Origin of the sequence: Methanobrevibacter sp. AbM4 (genome assembly GCF_000404165.1) — an archaeon.
Classification (GTDB): Archaea; Methanobacteriota; Methanobacteria; order Methanobacteriales; family Methanobacteriaceae; genus Methanarmilla; species Methanarmilla boviskoreani.
In genome coordinates this window covers 1296045-1312975 of record NC_021355.1, presented here as the reverse complement: position 1 = coordinate 1312975, position 16931 = coordinate 1296045, and the positions used below count along the sequence as shown (strand labels likewise).

Annotated in this window: 15 protein-coding genes; 5 read left to right on the top strand and 10 right to left on the bottom strand. The window is 30.1% G+C overall.

Annotated elements, in window-relative coordinates; translation table 11 throughout:
- Positions 1 to 70 precede the first annotated feature (70 nt).
- The 4 genes from ABM4_RS05455 (at position 71) to ABM4_RS05440 (ending at position 3689) form a co-directional block, all read left to right on the top strand.
- On the top strand, positions 71 to 682 hold the full coding sequence (locus ABM4_RS05455; RefSeq protein WP_156815333.1) for a DUF11 domain-containing protein: 612 nt from the start codon (positions 71 to 73) through the stop codon (positions 680 to 682).
- A gap of 783 nt (positions 683 to 1465) precedes the next feature.
- Positions 1466 to 1651 (top strand): hypothetical protein, encoded by a 186-nt coding sequence (locus tag ABM4_RS05450; RefSeq protein ID WP_016358680.1) that lies wholly within the window; start codon positions 1466 to 1468, stop codon positions 1649 to 1651.
- Between the two features lie 613 nt (positions 1652 to 2264).
- Positions 2265 to 2822, top strand: coding sequence for a flavodoxin family protein (locus ABM4_RS05445; RefSeq protein WP_016358679.1), 558 nt, complete (start codon positions 2265 to 2267; stop codon positions 2820 to 2822).
- Between the two features lie 348 nt (positions 2823 to 3170).
- Positions 3171 to 3689, top strand: a complete 519-nt coding sequence (locus tag ABM4_RS05440) for a nitroreductase family protein (protein ID WP_016358678.1) — start codon at positions 3171 to 3173, stop codon at positions 3687 to 3689.
- Positions 3690 to 3957: 268 nt separating this feature from the next.
- Here the strand turns inward: ABM4_RS05440 and ABM4_RS05435 are convergent, their stop codons facing one another.
- Positions 3958 to 4491: a TIGR00730 family Rossman fold protein gene (locus tag ABM4_RS05435; RefSeq protein ID WP_016358677.1), complete on the bottom strand. Its 534-nt coding sequence runs from the start codon at positions 4489 to 4491 to the stop codon at positions 3958 to 3960.
- A 684-nt stretch (positions 4492 to 5175) separates the two neighbouring features.
- Here ABM4_RS05435 and ABM4_RS05430 point away from each other — a divergent pair.
- A complete protein-coding gene (locus ABM4_RS05430) occupies positions 5176 to 6549 on the top strand; it encodes an MATE family efflux transporter (protein WP_016358676.1) in 1374 nt (457 codons plus the stop codon).
- A 332-nt stretch (positions 6550 to 6881) separates the two neighbouring features.
- Here the strand turns inward: ABM4_RS05430 and ABM4_RS05425 are convergent, their stop codons facing one another.
- The 9 genes from ABM4_RS05425 to cas1 form a co-directional block, all read right to left on the bottom strand.
- On the bottom strand, positions 6882 to 7694 hold the full coding sequence (locus ABM4_RS05425; RefSeq protein ID WP_048201039.1) for a DUF368 domain-containing protein: 813 nt from the start codon (positions 7692 to 7694) through the stop codon (positions 6882 to 6884).
- 523 nt (positions 7695 to 8217) lie between these two features.
- Positions 8218 to 8778, bottom strand: a complete 561-nt coding sequence (locus ABM4_RS05420) for a manganese efflux pump MntP family protein (protein WP_016358674.1) — start codon at positions 8776 to 8778, stop codon at positions 8218 to 8220.
- Between the two features lie 210 nt (positions 8779 to 8988).
- Positions 8989 to 10134 carry an acyltransferase gene (locus tag ABM4_RS05415; RefSeq protein WP_052312814.1) on the bottom strand — a complete coding sequence of 382 codons (1146 nt, stop codon included), beginning with the start codon at positions 10132 to 10134 and terminating at the stop codon, positions 8989 to 8991.
- Between the two features lie 220 nt (positions 10135 to 10354).
- On the bottom strand, positions 10355 to 10927 hold the full coding sequence (locus ABM4_RS09160; RefSeq protein WP_016358672.1) for a sugar O-acetyltransferase: 573 nt from the start codon (positions 10925 to 10927) through the stop codon (positions 10355 to 10357).
- Positions 10928 to 11107: 180 nt separating this feature from the next.
- On the bottom strand, positions 11108 to 12118 hold the full coding sequence (locus tag ABM4_RS05405; protein WP_016358671.1) for a glycosyltransferase family 2 protein: 1011 nt from the start codon (positions 12116 to 12118) through the stop codon (positions 11108 to 11110).
- Positions 12119 to 12148: 30 nt separating this feature from the next.
- Positions 12149 to 12946: a DUF4422 domain-containing protein gene (locus tag ABM4_RS05400; protein ID WP_016358670.1), complete on the bottom strand. Its 798-nt coding sequence runs from the start codon at positions 12944 to 12946 to the stop codon at positions 12149 to 12151.
- Positions 12947 to 13026: 80 nt separating this feature from the next.
- Positions 13027 to 14064 (bottom strand): glycosyltransferase family 2 protein, encoded by a 1038-nt coding sequence (locus ABM4_RS05395; RefSeq protein WP_016358669.1) that lies wholly within the window; start codon positions 14062 to 14064, stop codon positions 13027 to 13029.
- A gap of 137 nt (positions 14065 to 14201) precedes the next feature.
- Positions 14202 to 15599, bottom strand: a complete 1398-nt coding sequence (locus tag ABM4_RS05390; RefSeq protein ID WP_232216547.1) for a flippase — start codon at positions 15597 to 15599, stop codon at positions 14202 to 14204.
- A 319-nt stretch (positions 15600 to 15918) separates the two neighbouring features.
- Positions 15919 to 16923, bottom strand: coding sequence for a CRISPR-associated endonuclease Cas1 (gene cas1 / locus ABM4_RS05385; protein WP_016358667.1), 1005 nt, complete (start codon positions 16921 to 16923; stop codon positions 15919 to 15921).
- Positions 16924 to 16931: the final 8 nt, after the last annotated feature.

The window sequence follows — 16931 nt, the reverse complement described above, 5'->3', positions numbered from 1 at the left end:
CGGCGACGGTTATGCAATAGATGATCTAAGTTCACTTACAGATTTAAACGGTAATGATGTTTCCGAGTATTTGAAGATCTTCATATGGTATTATTATAATAATACTAACGTGTCCTCTGATTTATTGGGTTATGATATGCAATTATATCTTGCAGAATTCACAACTGGAAATTTCAATAGGTTAGCTAAGTATTATCCGTCACTTAATAAAACAGTTGAATTGTATGAAAGTGGTTTTAGAGTTCCTACCCATAATGCTGTTAGAAAATTAGACAATGGTTCCTATATGATATTTAACTTTAAAACATTCTTAACCACAACGGTTCATCAAACTTGTATAATGTTTAATGTAAGTTATTTGGATGAATTGGATACCCATATGGAAGTTGAAAAGATTACTGTAAAACCTTTAGTCAATTTAACCAGTAAAGCCCCATTTATTATCCGCGTTACAAATGATTGTAATTATACTTTGGATAATGTGTTTGTTGTTGAAGATAAGTGGGATGATGGTTTGGTTTATGATTCATGGAACAATGATGCGAACTGGACTCATAGCTTAAATGACGGTAAACATACCTGGTATTACATTAATTATTTGGCACCAGGAGAGTCTGCAGAATTTACTGCATACTTTAACACTACTAAAACAGGTAATTTTACAAATTATGTTATTGCCTGATCTAATCAAACCCAGAATGTTACAGCTGAGAATTCCACCGAGGTTATAATTGGTAATACTACTAATAATACAAACAATAATACTAATGTAACTCCTAATAATAATACTAACAATACCGATAGTAACACAACTGATAACACAACCAATGATACAGGTAAGAACGTTAAAACAAGCAATGATCCAAATATCTCTGTACTTAAAAATGGTAAGGCAGGTATATTTGCAGTTAGAACCATGCCTAAAACTGGAAATCCTTTATTGATTTTGTTAATCTGTATCTTGTCTTTAGGATTAATTCCATTTAAGAAAAATTAAACTTTAAACTTTATATTTTTATTTTTTTTGCATAGTGTATCTTTTTTTAAGATTATTTGTATTAACTTATTTAATGGTCATCTTTATCATTCTTAAACTTCAGTTTTTATTTGTTTTTTTTAAATAAATCGTTTACCTCTGTTGTTTCCATTTTTTCCTAGTTCTTAATTAACTTAAAATTTTTAGGTATACCTAAAAATTTATATACTATTAGTTATACATTATGTTTATACAGATTTAGGAGAAGTTACCTCTTTGAAATTTTAAGTGAATTGAAATTCAATGATTGGCTAATTTTTTAAAAAGCTGTATTGAACTAATGTTGAGGTTAAAAAAATTGTAGTATATAAATAGACTAAAATGAGTGTTTATGTCCTTTTATATGGGTTACAGGCTTTAAATTATTTAATGTTATGACTGTTTATTATGATCTATAAAATGGACATTTGGTGGCTTGCGGAGTGTATTATGATTCAATATGAAATAAACAATATAAATGATTTAGAAAATGTCTCTGAAATTTCAGAAGAAATAATCACAGGAATAGTTGAATGCATGGATTCTGGTGAAACCTATAGTTTTAAGGCATCACGAAAAAGTAAAAACAGTGATTCGGAATATGCTGGAATATTTCACAGGTTCCAGAATATTTAATAATTACATTGGAATCAATTATTGAATGTCTTTCTTTTGAGGAAGGGTTGCCATTAAAGTATGCTAAAGGACGGGTAATTACTTGTAACTTTTCTCCAGATTGTCTTGTTTCTGTGGTAAATCATTATGTAAATATATGAGGTGTACCCTTGAGTTTTTATATGGATTTATATGATTAATTTTTAAAAATCAGGCTTATCTTTTTATAATTTTTTTTATTTTGCCAGTTATATTGGTCTAATCTATCGGATTTTTTTAATGTTCTAATTTATCCGATTCATTGTTTTGTTCCTGTTTTGGCTTTTAATTAGTTTTTTTATTATTTTAATTTATTAGGGGATTTATTGATTATTGCTATGTTTCGGCTTTCTTAATCAGTTTTTTTTATTTGTCCTATTTATCTTATTTTCTTATGCCTATTATTGGTTGGATTTTCCTTGCTTTAGAAAGTTAACTATCTAAGTTTTATCTAATCTATTAACTTTTACTAATTTCATCTAATATCCTGCTCTTTATAAGGAATCTTTATATTATCTTAAAATATAATAATATATGACATATTGATTAATTTAAATATACCAATATTTTTTTTATAAATTTAGAGTGTGATATTATGAAGATTTTAGGTATTAACGCTAGTCCAAGAAATGATAGTAACGTTTTAATCGCTTTAGAAACTGCTTTAAAAGAGGCAGCTGATGGCGGTGCTGAGACCAAAATAGTAAGCACCAACAAATTAAACATTCGTCCTTGCCAGGGGGATAACTATTGTAAGGAACATGACGCACAATGCGCATTACAGGATGATATGCAGGCTATTTATGATGACATTAAGGAAGCTGATTCCATTGTAATTGGAACCCCAATCTATTTCAGTGACTTTACTGCACAGGCTAAAATCATTATGGATAGGATGTATGCATTCTTTATGAGTGAAAAATACCAGAAGGAATTCGGAAATAAAACCGTATCATTCATTACCAGTAATGGTGTTGCTCCTGCTGAATCATTCAAGCCATCATTAGATCTACAAATGGGCAACTTCGTCATGTTAGGTTTTAACCAGGGTGAAATCCTATCATTATCTGACAACAATGTTCCTGGGGCTATTAAGGAAAAAGATGATCAGTTAGCTCAAGTTAAAGAATTCGGTAAAAACCTATTAAACTAAATTTTTTCAATTCTTTTATTTTTTTATTTAAAAATTCTTTTTTTTTAAATAAATAGCCTTATTTTTTGACTTTTTTAAATCCTAATAATATTTTTTATTATTTATCTATTTTATCTATTCTATTTTTTTTTTTAATCTTTATTTGATTTATAAATAGGTTTTAACTTTTTAATTTTATATTGGAGATTACATCGTCTTTGTTTTCAGATTTTCTGATTTTTTTTCTTTTAATTAATTTTCAAAAATCCCTATTTTATCTATAAAAGGATTGTAATTTCATTAAATGTAGAAAAATCTATAAATGTGTGAAATGTATATTTAATTATTAACTGAGGTAAGGTCGATAAAATGTCATTGATCGATGTGATGAAAAACAGACGTAGTATTAGAAAATATACCGATGAGGATATTCCGGAGGAGAAACTGGAAAAGATCATACAGGCAGGTCTTCTTGCACCTACAAGCCGTAATAGAAAACCATGCAATTTTATGGTGGTTAAGGATAGGGAAACATTAAATAAGTTATCCAAATCTAAAAGAACAGGTTCCAAAATGCTTAAAGGTGCAAATACCGCAATAGTGGTATATGCGGATTCTGATAAGGCGGATACCTGGATTGAGGATTCCTCTATTGCATTAAGCTATATGAATCTCATGGCTGAGGAGCAGGCTATCGGATCCTGTTGGGTTCAAATACATCTAAGAAAAACAGGAACCAATAAAAATTCCGAGGATTACGTAAGGGAATTATTTGATCTTGACGGGAAATACAGAATAGTTGGAATTCTATCATTAGGTGTGCCAGATAAGAAGCCTGATGGACATGATTTGTCCGATTTGGACTATGATAAAGTAGAATATGTCTAAATAAAGATATTTTAACCTTAAATTCTTTTTATCTCTATTTTTGAAATTTTCGAACCTTAAACTTTAAGATTCTTTTTTCATTTTTGCTATATTTGATTTTTTTATTAAGATGTTATAATTTTTTTATTTAGATTGCATTTTTGATTATAAATAATGTATTGATCGGTATTCTTTAAAATTGAAATTTTAAAAGTAGCATTTTGATTTAAAATATTATTTGATTGATTAATCTAAATATAAAAAATAGGATTGGAATTGATTTAATTAATCAATCCTCTAAATATTTAAATACCTCATCAATACTGTTGGCTACATGGAACATGTCATATATATTGTCAACTAAAACTTTCTCATTAAATAGGAAATCCATCATTGAAAGCAGGTGGTTGTAGAATCCGTGGCTATTGAAGATGACTATCTTCTTGTCATGTCTTTCAAGTCTTCTTAATGTAAGTATCTCAAAGAATTCATCAAGTGTGCCTATGCCACCAGGTGCAACGATGAATGCGTCTGAATGTTTTAAAAATAATGTTTTCCTATCATCCATGGTCTTTGTATGTATAAACCTGCTGCAATCCTTACATAATCCCTCATAGTCGGTCATCCATTCCGGGGCAATTCCCAGAACCTTTCCACCATTGTCGATAACACCCCTTGAGGTGGCACCCATTATTCCGGTGTCTCCTCCACCATAGACCAGTTGATGGTTTCTTTTAGCTATTTCCTTTCCTAATTCATATGCCTCTTTCTTGTATTTCTCGGCAATGTTCTTACTTCCAGCACCATAAAGACAGATTTTCATAAACATCATCGGTTTTATTAATTAATTGTCTAGTTTCTATATCGATTCTACTAGTTCAAATCTTAATAATAATTATATTATTTTATATATAAATCGATTTGGTTTATTTTTCTAATCCAAAAGTTCTGGGTTTAAATCTAATAATTCAATTAAACTAGAAAACCAGCCGGCTAAAATCTGAATAATATCAATAATAAACCTTAAAATACTGTATATCATATGGTTTAATGTTGAAATTGGATATGACGGTTGGACTTTTTAAAGGCATCAGTTCTTAAGGGTATTAGGCTGATTCTGTGATTATGCATTGTTTCCATTATCTGTGGAAAGCTTATAGAATTTAAGTATTTCAGCTGTTTTTAATAAATTTATTTTAATTAAAAAGAATATAAAGATATTATGCATATGTTTAAAATTTAGGTAGTGTTTTATTTTATTAGATTTTAATAATTACTTTAGATTCCTTTATAATCTTATATGGAATGGTTTTTAATTTATTTTATAAAAATTAAGGCTTCTTGAATTTTCAATATTCCTTTAAATTCTTTTATAATCAGATAAAGAATAATTTCAATATTGGGTAGGGAATAGTTTTAATCTATCAGTTTTTATAGAAGTTTGAGGATTATTAAAGGGTTGACTATTTTTAAAATTTATGTGGAATAAAATTATTAGGGCTATACTATGGTAGGTACATTGGATAATACAAAAGGAGTGGATATTCTACTGGGGGATCCCAAGAAAGCTTTATGGAACACTTCCATTCCTTTAATCATTTCACTTTTCATCTCCAGTTTATACAATCTAATAGATGCTATATGGGTATCTGGTTTAGGTGCAAATCAGCTTGCGGCTGTAGGATTCATAATGCCCATATTCACGGCCCTTTTAGGTATTGGAAATGGTTTGGCTGCAGGTTCTTCCTCAGCATTGTCAAAGTATATCGGTGAGGACGATAAACATAGGGCAGATAACGGATCCATACATACAATACTAATCACTTTAATTATTTCAATAATCACGACAGTAATCCTTTTAGTATTTTTAAAGCCTATTTTGATCTTTATAGGTGCTGGAAACACGATTAGTTACAGTCTGGACTATGGATATATAATCGTTTTAGGTTCTGTCTTTATCATATTGTCCAATTCATTATATGGTGTCTTAAGGGGTGAGGGAGACTCAAACAGGACTATGTATGCAATGCTGTTCTCCTCAATTCTAAATATCATTCTGGATCCGATATTCATCTATGGTTTGAATCTTGGAATTAGGGGTGCGGCGGTTGCCACCGTAATCTCACTGGTGTTTGTAAACTTGATATTGATGTACTGGTTTTATATTAAGAAGGACACCTATCTCAAACCTTTCATCGGTAACTTTAAATTTGATTTGGATATTACAAGGGATATCCTAAAGGTAGGACTTCCTGCAAGTCTCGAACTGATAAATAATGCGGTATTTGCAGCCTTATTCTCAATGCTTCTTGCATATATCGGAACAACCGATGCGGTTGCGGTATATTCAACAGGCTGGAGGGTGGTTACCGTTGCAACCACACCGATACTTGCCATTGCAACGGCGCTCGTATCCGTTGTAGGTGTTAATTATGGTAGAAAAAACTATGAGAACATTAGGATAGCCCACAGATACTCCGTAAAGATGGGTATTCTATTTGGTCTGATTGCGGCCGTTGTTGTATATATATTTGCGCCTCAGATTGTGGCTATATTTACCTATGGAGGTACAAGTCAACGACTAAACGGAAGCCTAATCGCATTTCTGTTATGCATCGTTTTCTTTTTCCCGACTATGGGTTACGGTGCCACATCAACCTATGTGTTTCAGGGTGTAGGTAAGGGCATTACCGCAATGTTTCAAACAATCTTAAGGGAAACCATTTTCACATTGGCTTTTGCGGTATTCTTATCAATCTATTTAGACTGGGGAGTATATGGCGCATGGCTTGGAATAGTTCTAGGTGAATTGGTGGTAAATACCATCACCATGGTATGGGCCGATTTATATATCAAGGGATTAATCAGAAATAGCTCTTAAATTTCAGCTATTTTAATTGCTTAATATTAATTTTCAACTTAAACAAGATTGATTAACACTAATTAAAATATGAAAATAATCAAAGAACAGTTATCAGATAAAAAAATCATTCCAGAATAATCAATGATGTGTTGAATTGCTTGAAAAAAAAGGAATTGGACTAAAATAATTAATATTTAAAATTTAATAATACTATTTCCTTAAAAAAGAGAATTAAACTAAAAGACAGTTAATATTTAAAAATTAATATTGTTTTTTGCTTAAAAAAAGGGAATTGGACTAGAAGACAGTTGGTATTTAAAAATTAATAATGAATTAATTATAAGAAGGGTTTAATCTTCAATATAATTAAATTTTTTCTCCATAACTATTATTAAAACAAAACCTATGATTGCAAGGACTACACATGGAATCCATGAACCACTGATGCTGGTTGTGATCTTATCTACTGGTAGTCTCAATGTTCCAATCATAATACCAATCAAGAATGCCATTGTAATTGATTCATGATTTTCAAGTAGATAGTTTAAGACTTTTGAAAATCCTAAAATACCAATCACCGCACCGACAATAAATACAATCATTTCCGTAATTTTTAGATTGCTTAAACAGTTTAGCATATACTGGTATTGTCCGAGAAGCAACAATAAAAATGATCCTGATATACCTGGTAGAATCATTGCACATATAGCTATTATTCCTGAGAAGAATATTACAATTAGACTATGGTTTGCAGCTATTGGATTTAAACCAACAAAGATATATGATAACACTATTCCAATTACGGTTGTAACTATCAGCTTGAAGTTTAATCCGTCCAGTTTGGTATATAGGATATATGCGGATGCTAAAATTAATCCTAAAAAGAATGCAAATATGTTTGCGGTCTGTGCAACAAGCAGGTAACTGATTAGTTTTGCAAGTGATAGGAATGCAACAGCTATACCTAGAAGCAATGGTATGAACAGTTCAAAGTCTATCTCATATAACAGTCTTTCTTTAAAGCCTGAGAAATCTCCTTTTAAAAGAGGTTTCATAAAAGTAAAATTAATACTACTTATCGCATGTACCAGACGTTCGTAGATACCGGTAATCAATGCAATGGTACCTCCAGATACCCCTGGAATAATATCTGCAGAACCCATAAATAATCCTTTAAGAAAAATTATTACGGATTCCCTTATATCAAAACTCATAAATTCACTCCTGAAATTAAAATTATATTCATATCTTTATTTACAACTATATTAACTTTTATAACCTTGATTTTGATAAAATTTGTATAATCATAAAATGTCAAAAATATTTTACATCTTAAGATTTGGTATATCCTAATATATAAAGCTTTCTTAAATTGTGAAAAATAGTTCCCATAAAATAAGCAAAATCTGATTAAAATATATTTTCCAAATCATGTCAAAAATATTTTACATTTTAAGGTTTTGTGTATTTTGATATATAAAGCTTTCCTGGATTGTGAAAGATGGTCTTTATAAAATAAGTAAAATCTGATTAAAGCATGTTCCTGAAGATCTAATCATTCATGTGCATATTTTACTTGATATTGATTTAAACAGGTTAAAAATTGAAAAAAAATAGTATATAATCAGTAATATGTGATTAAAAAATAATAAATTGATGTTATTTTTTTTAATTTGTTATTAGGTGTTATAGGAATCCAAGACCCTCAAGTAGTATTCTACATCCAAGAAGAATTAGAATCACACCACCAAGGATTTCGAACTTGTCACCAAAGTAGTCCCCAATCTTCTTACCTAAATAAATACCGATGATTGTAAATATAAATGCAACAAGACCGATTATGATTACAGGTATTAGAATGTCTATCTTTAAAACCGCATAGGTTACACCTACTGCAAATGCATCAATACTTGTTGCAACGGCAAGAAGGATTAGTTCAGCAAAGGAGAAGGTGTCCTCGTCATCATCCAAATCATCAGAGAAGCTTTCACGGATCATGTTTGCTCCAATCAGAACAAGCAGTATGAATGCAATCCATGGGGCTACCTCTGATACGATTAGCTGAAGCTGTACACCTAAGGTCCATCCAAGTATCGGCATCAACGATTGGAAACCGCCAAAGAATACTCCAAACCATAATATCTGTTTTAAGGTTATATTTTTAAGTGTAAAGCCCTTTGTAAGTGAAACGCTAAATGCGTCCATGGCAAGTGCGACTGCAATAAGTAAGGTTGAAACTATATCCATATTATCGAAAACCAGATTAACTAAAAATCAGTATTTTATCTATTAAAAACTAAGTAATTAAACTTTGTAAATGGTGGTTTATATAATTAGTTTAAATGTGGTTTATAATATTTAAATTGGGCTTAACATTATGTCGGCTAATCTTTAAAATTTGATTTAAAAGGGGTATATCCGGAATAATTTTAAAGTTTTATCTTCAAATGTCCGGATTTAATCATAACCGATATAATAACCAGGTATGCCTATCTTTCTTAAAACCGTGATTATGCCCCAGCTACTTACAAAGGTTAGAAATGCAAGTATGAATGTCCAATAATATGCGTTGAAGTAATTAACATCCACAAGCAGGAATATTATAAGTAGCATCGTTTGATGGGTTAGATAGATGCCATAGCAGGACCTGCTTATTGACTTAATGCCAACACTGATCAGTGGTTTTTTAAACAATAGCGCGAATCTTTTGAATATTCCCTCGGTACTATCAAAATTGATATACTTCCAGAATAGGAATACGCCTGCAGCCTGCAGTATAATGACCAGACTCACATCCATATAGGAACGTGTGTAAAAGTTGTAGTGGTGTAGGAACAGTGTCCTCTGGAAGCCTTGGTGGAAGACATCAAAGTATACGATAAATGCGGTTGTGGCCAGAAACAATATCAAACCTATCCATATCATTTTATTTGGGCCGCTTTTAAATTCCTTATGGTCCAGGTAATATCCTAGAAACAGGTATATTATGGGACCTATGAAGAAGGTCAGGTTGAAATATGTCGGTGTGTTAAAGATTTCCAGGGCCTGGTAGATAACCACCGCAAGAAATGACAACACCAGAAAATATTCTGCGCCACCTATCTTCGTTTCCTTGATATATGAATTGAGGATAGGCAGTGACAGATATATCCCTATTAACATCCATGCATACCAATGCTGAAGTAGGAAGGTCTTGAAAAGTGCGGTAAGACCAAACATGCTAAGACCTAGATCTCCATGATAATAGGTGTAGACTATGGCTATGACCGTATTCCATAGTAGAAACGGCAGTATGATGTGCATAAACCTGCCTTTTAAAAACTTGGGGATGTCGTCGTAATAGTCCCTCTCGAGCATCAATGTTCCAAGAAGCATCAAGAATATCGGCACACCAAAGGCCATGGTTGAAAACAGGACATATTCCTCATAGGTGAAGACTCCCTTATTGCTGAGTAATGTTGACGTGTTTATCAAAACAAGGCTCATTATACTTAAGGCCCGTAGCTCATCAATAAAAGCTATTCTTCTAGTTGGAATCCTTCTTGATATGTTTGAAAACGGGTCGGATGGAATGTATTCTATAGGTGTCTTTAAAAATGACATTTTACCACTGAACATTTTGTTAATCTGATTAAATATGGTTATACTTTAATTTTTATAATATTTAATTTAATGAGTATGTGGTTCTATAGAATCAGCTATTTTTTTAAAATTATGTTCTGGTGTTGATTTAAGACTTTAACTGTTTTTTCATAAATCGTTAAAAAAGAGGTGGTTTTTTTGTGTTTTCAAACATCATAAAAAAATTAGGTTTAAAAGGGTTTTACTCCTCTAAATCATTTTCAATTTCTTTTATAACCCTTGCAGGCACTCCCACTGCAAGTGAATTGTCGGGAATGTCCTTTGTAACTACGGCTCCTGCACCTATTACGACATTATCCCCTATTGTAACCCCTGGTAGGATTGTGACATTTCCACCAATCCATACATCATTTCCTATTGTTACGGGATCGGTTACGCCTAGATGTTCCCTTCTTCCTTTTGGTGATATGGGGTGGCCGACACTTGTGATTAGGGTATTCGGTCCTATCATTACATTGTCTCCAATGGTTACCTTATTGCAGTCGAGAATCACAAGATTATAGTTTCCTGTGAAGTTGTTTCCAATTGTGATGTTCTTACCGTTATCACATTGGAATGGTCTCATGATCTCCACCTTGTCGCCGATACTTCCCAACATCTTTTTCAATTGTTTCTGCTGTGCCTCGGTATCCTCTGCAGGTATTCTATTATATATGTCTGTCTGTTTCATGGCGTTTTCTTTAATATTGGCTATTTCCACATCATCATAACAGTATTCAAGTCCAGCTTTAAGCTTTTCAAGTTCACTCATCATTTTAATCGGCCTTGTATTTTTTCATATAATGAATTTAAATATGTTTTATTTTTATTTAATGTTATTGGTGCTTTTTTTTATTAAAAATTATTTTAATCATTGTTTTTCAATATAAAAATTAATTTTAAATGAATTATATTGTTTAAATTAATAATATTAAATATTATAAAAGTAGAATAATTATGAAATAACATTATATAATTTTAAAACAAGTTTTAAACAATTATCATTTAAAGAAATGAATTTAATTAGTATATTTATGATAATATTATTGATTAATGAGATGTGATTTAATCTAGTAAAAACATTAAATTTTTTATAATGTGGTTTAAAATCATTAAACATTTTTAATTTGTTTTTTTTATTGGAAGGAGTCATTATTAACCATTTACTAAATCCTACTAACATTTCAGCTTCGAAACTATCAAATTTTTTGTTTTCTTTATCTAATAAATTAAAAATATTTTTCAAACCTCTATAAAATTTGTTTAAATTTGATTCTTTAAAATCTTGTGAGGTGGATTTATTATTTTCATCTAATCTTATATTATAAACATAACCATAAAAATCATTTAAGAAGACAATTGAATGAGCATTAATATAAACATTTAAATTAAAATAAACATCTTCATATAATGTACCAATGGGAACAATAATATTGTTTTTTAATAAAAATTTCCTTTTATATATTTTGTTCCATATAAGCATAGATGTAACTGTTAATAAAGAAGTATCTTCTTCAATTGAATTTAATTCGATTATTTCATCTTTTTTATCTAAAATAGAATGGAATTTTCTAAATTCTCCGTTGATATAATCATAATTTCTGCATGAAATAACATCTGCATTGTATTTTGTGATGGTGTTATACATTGTTTTACAAAAATCAGGGCAATAATAATCGTCATTGTCTAAAAACATTATATATTCAGAACTAGCATTTTGAATTCCAATGTTTCTAGGTTTAGAAGGGGATCCACTATTTTCCTTAAGAAATATTGGGACAATATTTTCATATTTATTTGATAATTCTTTTAATATTTCTTTAGTTCCGTCATTTGAATTATCATCTACTAGAATTAATTCAATATTATTAAATCCAAAGTCTTGATTAATTACAGAATCAATAGCAGTCATTAAATAATTTTTTGCATTGTAAGTAGGAATAATTATAGAAATTTTATAAGTCAAATCAATATCTCCCTAAAAAATAGTTAATCATTATCTTTTTTTACTTTTATGTAGAAGTCCAACATAGATATTTTTATATACAAACCTGGTAATCCAACGTTTAGCTATCCACATATGAAAATTCAGCCTTCTTCCAATTACCTTTAGCTCACATTCCTTAACTTTTAAATCCTGCATATCCATCCATACGTCAAACAATCTTTCGGTTAGAAATCCGTAGATTCTCTGTTGATAGGAGTCGTAACCCTTTAAATCTACCCTTTTTTCAAGTTCGAATAAAAGAGGGAAAATCCACTGGCAGTAACCTACAATCACATATTTTGGAGCGATAAACATATTATAGTAGTAAAGTGAGTTTCCTTCCATAACCTTGTCAAAGCTATTTAAATACTCTGGAGTTGTCTCCTCAATGATCTCCCTACACAAATCAAGATCCTGTGCATAGTTCCAATGTGCATAGTCCTCGTAAACGTTATCGAATAGGGATGTGGTTCTTTTAGGTAGGATTATATCATAGTCCTTAAAGATTTCCTCCAAATCGTTTTTATCTAATATTTTACCATATTTTCTTTTTGCAAAGTAACGTCTGTAATGAACTAAACCAATAATATCCGCATCGGAGTTCTTCCACATCCAATAAAGACCGGTCAATTCACAGTATGCCGGATTCTTACTGGAGATATTGTCTCCGGAGTCATCACTTAAAAATCCCATATTGTCTTGACCGTTTCGACCTACAAATAGGGGTTTGTAGATTTCATCCTCCTTGATATTTACAATGTCGTCTGGACTATGGGTGATTACATATACTTCTGTTTTTTTAGTCATTATACTGCCTTTAATTATTCTTTGATTATTTTTGGGTAATTGTTATAAATAAAGTTTTAAATACAAAAGAAAATTATAAATTAACCTTTGTTGAATTTATTTATTCTTGTTCTATAAATCTTTAATAAGATTTTTGATTGACTTAATGAATTGATTGTTTTACAATAATATCTAACTAGACTATATCTTTTTTTCATAACCAACTCATTTAAAATCCTTGTCCATTTCATTGTAGGTCTTATTTTAATAGGTAAATATTTTTCTGCAACGTATGCATTGTCTATTTCTTTTTTATAGTCCTTTTTGTTTAAATCTGTGGTTATTGTAAGATTAAATAATATATAATAATATAAAGTGTTGATAATTGTATCATAGAGTTTACTATCAATCTGTTTTTCAATAAGTAAATCTGATAATTTTATTAAACCTTTCGGATATTTTTCAATGTTTCGATAGGGTATGCTTTTAGTAAGGGAATCATCGTGGATATAATAATTATATCCGTAGTAATCCTTTAAAATCAGAATTTTTGAATTGGAGTTTACTAAAAATTCAATATTAAAAAGCCCATCATCAGGGAAGTATGTTTTATATAATTTTAAATTTTTATTTTTGACAATTTTCGTTTTATAGATTTTATCCCAAACCATTGACTGTGTGTATGCCCTTGGATATTCCTCAGGTATAAACGGATAGTCTGGAAAGTATGATTCGTCATTGTAAGTAATATCTTTATCTTCCGTTATTATTTTAAAATTGCACTGAACATAATCCACACAATTTGATTGGATAGAATTGTATAATACTTCGCAGATATCCTTTTCATATGCATCATCGCTATCTAAAAACATTATATATGGTGAGGTCGCATTTTCAATAGTTAATCCTCTAACATATCCTGGACCGCTATTTTTTTCTAAAAAAATTGGTTTGATGTTATTATATTTTCTTGCATAATCTTTGATTAATTCCTGTGTATTATCTGTTGATTTATCATCGCAAATCAATAATTCAATATTTTCAAATCCAAATGTTTGATTTATGACAGAGTCTATGCATCGTTTGATTGATTTTTCTGCATTATAGGTTGGAATAATAACAGATACTTTATATGTCAAATTAACTCCACTCCTTTTAATAAAATATTTTTTTTAGCTATGCTATGAATGTATATCCGTATTTTTCACAGATTTTCATAAAATGCAATTCTTTACTTTCTGGACAATATAATTCATTGGAATTAAATAAACTTCCATTAATAATCTTGTTTTTTATTTAAAATAATTTTAATTATATTTTTATCCTTATCATCCAATGTTCTCTCGGCAAAGATCATGACAATATAAATTATGGCTCCCAGAACAATACCTGCAAACATATTGACTTTAAGGTAATCCAATACCATGTACATTACAATTGTAGCTATTAACAGTTTGACGATATCTTTAACGACTATCCATCCAGGGGCATACTCTGTTTTCAGGGTTACCCTAAACATCAATATTGAGATAATGATTTCACTGATTACCGTTGCAAATGCTGCACCTAAGTATGAGTAATGTGGTATGAGCAATAGATTTAGAACCACGTTAACAATTGCAGCCACACAATATATCTTGGTAACCAGCACCTCATTATTGGATGAGTTCATTGCAACGGTTGAAGCTCCATTCACAAATAAAAACGGTATCGTAAACATCAGAACCATCACAATCATACCTGAACCTGCATATTGGCTACCATAGATTAAGGTCATTAACGGTTCCGCATATAGTATGACACCTGCACATATCGGTAGGATTATTAGAAGCAGATATTTCATGGACCTTTCATAGGAGAACTTCAATAGGTCCGCTGAGTCCTCGAATAACTTGACCATCACAGGAAATATCACCTGCGGATACAATGCGTAGAATGTTGTAATCAATGATACTATTTTATAGGATGCGTTATACATACCTACAGCCGCGTTTGTCGCCAGATATTGCAGCATGGTCATGTCTATTGTAAAGTAGATGGAGTAGAATATTCCGGTTAGGCCAAAGGGCAATGCCGCTTTTAACAGTTCTTTGGAGAAACCATAATCGAAATTGTAATGTGGCCTGAAATTCAGATTGCCGATTTTTGAATAGATGTACAGGAACGCACAGAACATTGCAATCAGATATCCGAATGCCATTCCATACAATCCCAGATTGAGATATATCGTTAGAAACACGATGACGAGTAGGACCACCGCATTCAATGCTGAGGCTATGGACTGGTATTCCATTTTCTCATATGCCTGGAATATCCCGTAGAAGAATCCGTTCATACTTAGGAAAGCATATTGGCACAGCATTATAAAACTTACATTGACAACGGAATCGGATCTTCCGGTTAGAATTAGGAAAAGAACCGTACCCATAATTATCAGGACACTTAAAACCACTTTTAGAGGTACCGTTTTTTCAAAGTATCTCTCGGTGAGATTGTAGTCTTTGGAGATGGCCCTTACAATATATGTCTGGGTACCTGAGTCCATCAGAACTCCAACCACCGTTGAAAGGGAAATGGCGAATGATAGAATACCAAAGTCAGAGGTACCTAGATACCTTGCCATGAGTATGGTCCATACAAATGCACATAAATTGGTGATGGTCTGTGAGGCCATCATCCATGTTGAATTTTTAAATATCCTTCTTATACTAACCATACTCTCACATTAAAATTTAATCAAATAAATTATATTATTGTAAAGTATATTTCTAATATTATTAAATACTTTATATTTTAGTATGGTGTTTAATAAAATTGGAATTAACAGGTGACCTCAAAAAATACGGTATAAAAAAATAGTTGATTTAAGGATAATCCATTTAAAAAGCCATTTCCAAAGTATAAACTGGAATTAATCATTAATAAAAATAATGATTATTATTTAATAAAATATTATCTATAATAAGATTATATAATATTTTAAAATTTTAATCTTACCATCTTAAATAAAAACCATTGTACTTAGTACCATTTAATATATATTCAATTATCTGTTTTACTTGTAAATCGATGATTTCTAAATATGTTAAATTTTTATCCATATATTTTATTCTTGAATTTAATTTATCTAAGATTTTAGAAACAATTAATTTTCTTTTATCTAATTTAATAGTATTATTTCTATTATCAAGATCAGATGATCCAATTTGTTTTGTATTTAATAAAGAAAAAACTACTTTATCAACGATTTGTTGTCTAAATTCTTCAATAACATCAAATATTAAACTATTTCTTTTATCCCTATCAAAATGTAAAAAACCACAAAAAGAATCTAAACCATTTAAAACTAAAATTTTAGCAACTTCACTAGCAAGTATTGCATAAGCATAATTTAACATAGCATTTGTAATATCTGTAGGATGTCTATTAATTCTCTTTTTAAAGCCTAAATTAGAAGGCAATAATTTACTTATACTAGACCAATATTCTGTTGAAGCTTTACCTTCAATACCCATGATTTTTAACTTAGAATTTTCAACATTAATATTTGGACCAAAACGCATATTTTTTAATTGATTTAAATATTCATCAATTTTAATAATACTATCTTTAACATGATCTAAATTTTTATTTTTATTTAAAGTCCTAATACATGCTTTTTGATTTAATAATTTAGCAGATATAATTTCACGTGCTAAATACAAACCATTATAATCATCACTTAATTTATATTGTCTTTTCTTAATAAAAATATTAGTTTCATTAGGATATTCTAACAAATAATCAATATTGCCAAAATAATCAATAGAAATTACTGGAATATTATTTTTTGAAATTAATCTTAATGCATCAAATGTAATTAAACCTTTACCTACAATAGTAATATCATCAATCTTATTAATATTAACTTTATCAATTTCTATTTCTTTCTCCATAATCAACAATTGATTATCTCTTTTATGTATTGATTTATTATATCCTTCAATTATTATTTTCATATAAAATC

Excerpts from the sequence above, each read along its gene's own strand:
- ABM4_RS05400 (WP_016358670.1), bottom strand. The coding sequence starts at position 12,946 with ATGACTAAAAAAACAGAAGTATATGTAATCACCCATAGTCCAGACGAC.
- ABM4_RS05440 (WP_016358678.1), top strand. The coding sequence starts at position 3,171 with ATGTCATTGATCGATGTGATGAAAAACAGACGTAGTATTAGAAAATAT.
- ABM4_RS05425 (WP_048201039.1), bottom strand. The coding sequence starts at position 7,694 with ATGGGTTCTGCAGATATTATTCCAGGGGTATCTGGAGGTACCATTGCA.
- ABM4_RS05420 (WP_016358674.1), bottom strand. The coding sequence starts at position 8,778 with ATGGATATAGTTTCAACCTTACTTATTGCAGTCGCACTTGCCATGGAC.
- ABM4_RS09160 (WP_016358672.1), bottom strand. The coding sequence starts at position 10,927 with ATGATGAGTGAACTTGAAAAGCTTAAAGCTGGACTTGAATACTGTTAT.
- ABM4_RS05435 (WP_016358677.1), bottom strand. The coding sequence starts at position 4,491 with ATGAAAATCTGTCTTTATGGTGCTGGAAGTAAGAACATTGCCGAGAAA.
- ABM4_RS05390 (WP_232216547.1), bottom strand. The coding sequence starts at position 15,599 with ATGGCCTCACAGACCATCACCAATTTATGTGCATTTGTATGGACCATA.
- ABM4_RS05430 (WP_016358676.1), top strand. The coding sequence starts at position 5,176 with ATGGTAGGTACATTGGATAATACAAAAGGAGTGGATATTCTACTGGGG.
- ABM4_RS05450 (WP_016358680.1), top strand. The coding sequence starts at position 1,466 with ATGATTCAATATGAAATAAACAATATAAATGATTTAGAAAATGTCTCT.
- ABM4_RS05415 (WP_052312814.1), bottom strand. The coding sequence starts at position 10,134 with ATGTCATTTTTAAAGACACCTATAGAATACATTCCATCCGACCCGTTT.
- cas1 (WP_016358667.1), bottom strand. The coding sequence starts at position 16,923 with ATGAAAATAATAATTGAAGGATATAATAAATCAATACATAAAAGAGAT.
- ABM4_RS05445 (WP_016358679.1), top strand. The coding sequence starts at position 2,265 with ATGAAGATTTTAGGTATTAACGCTAGTCCAAGAAATGATAGTAACGTT.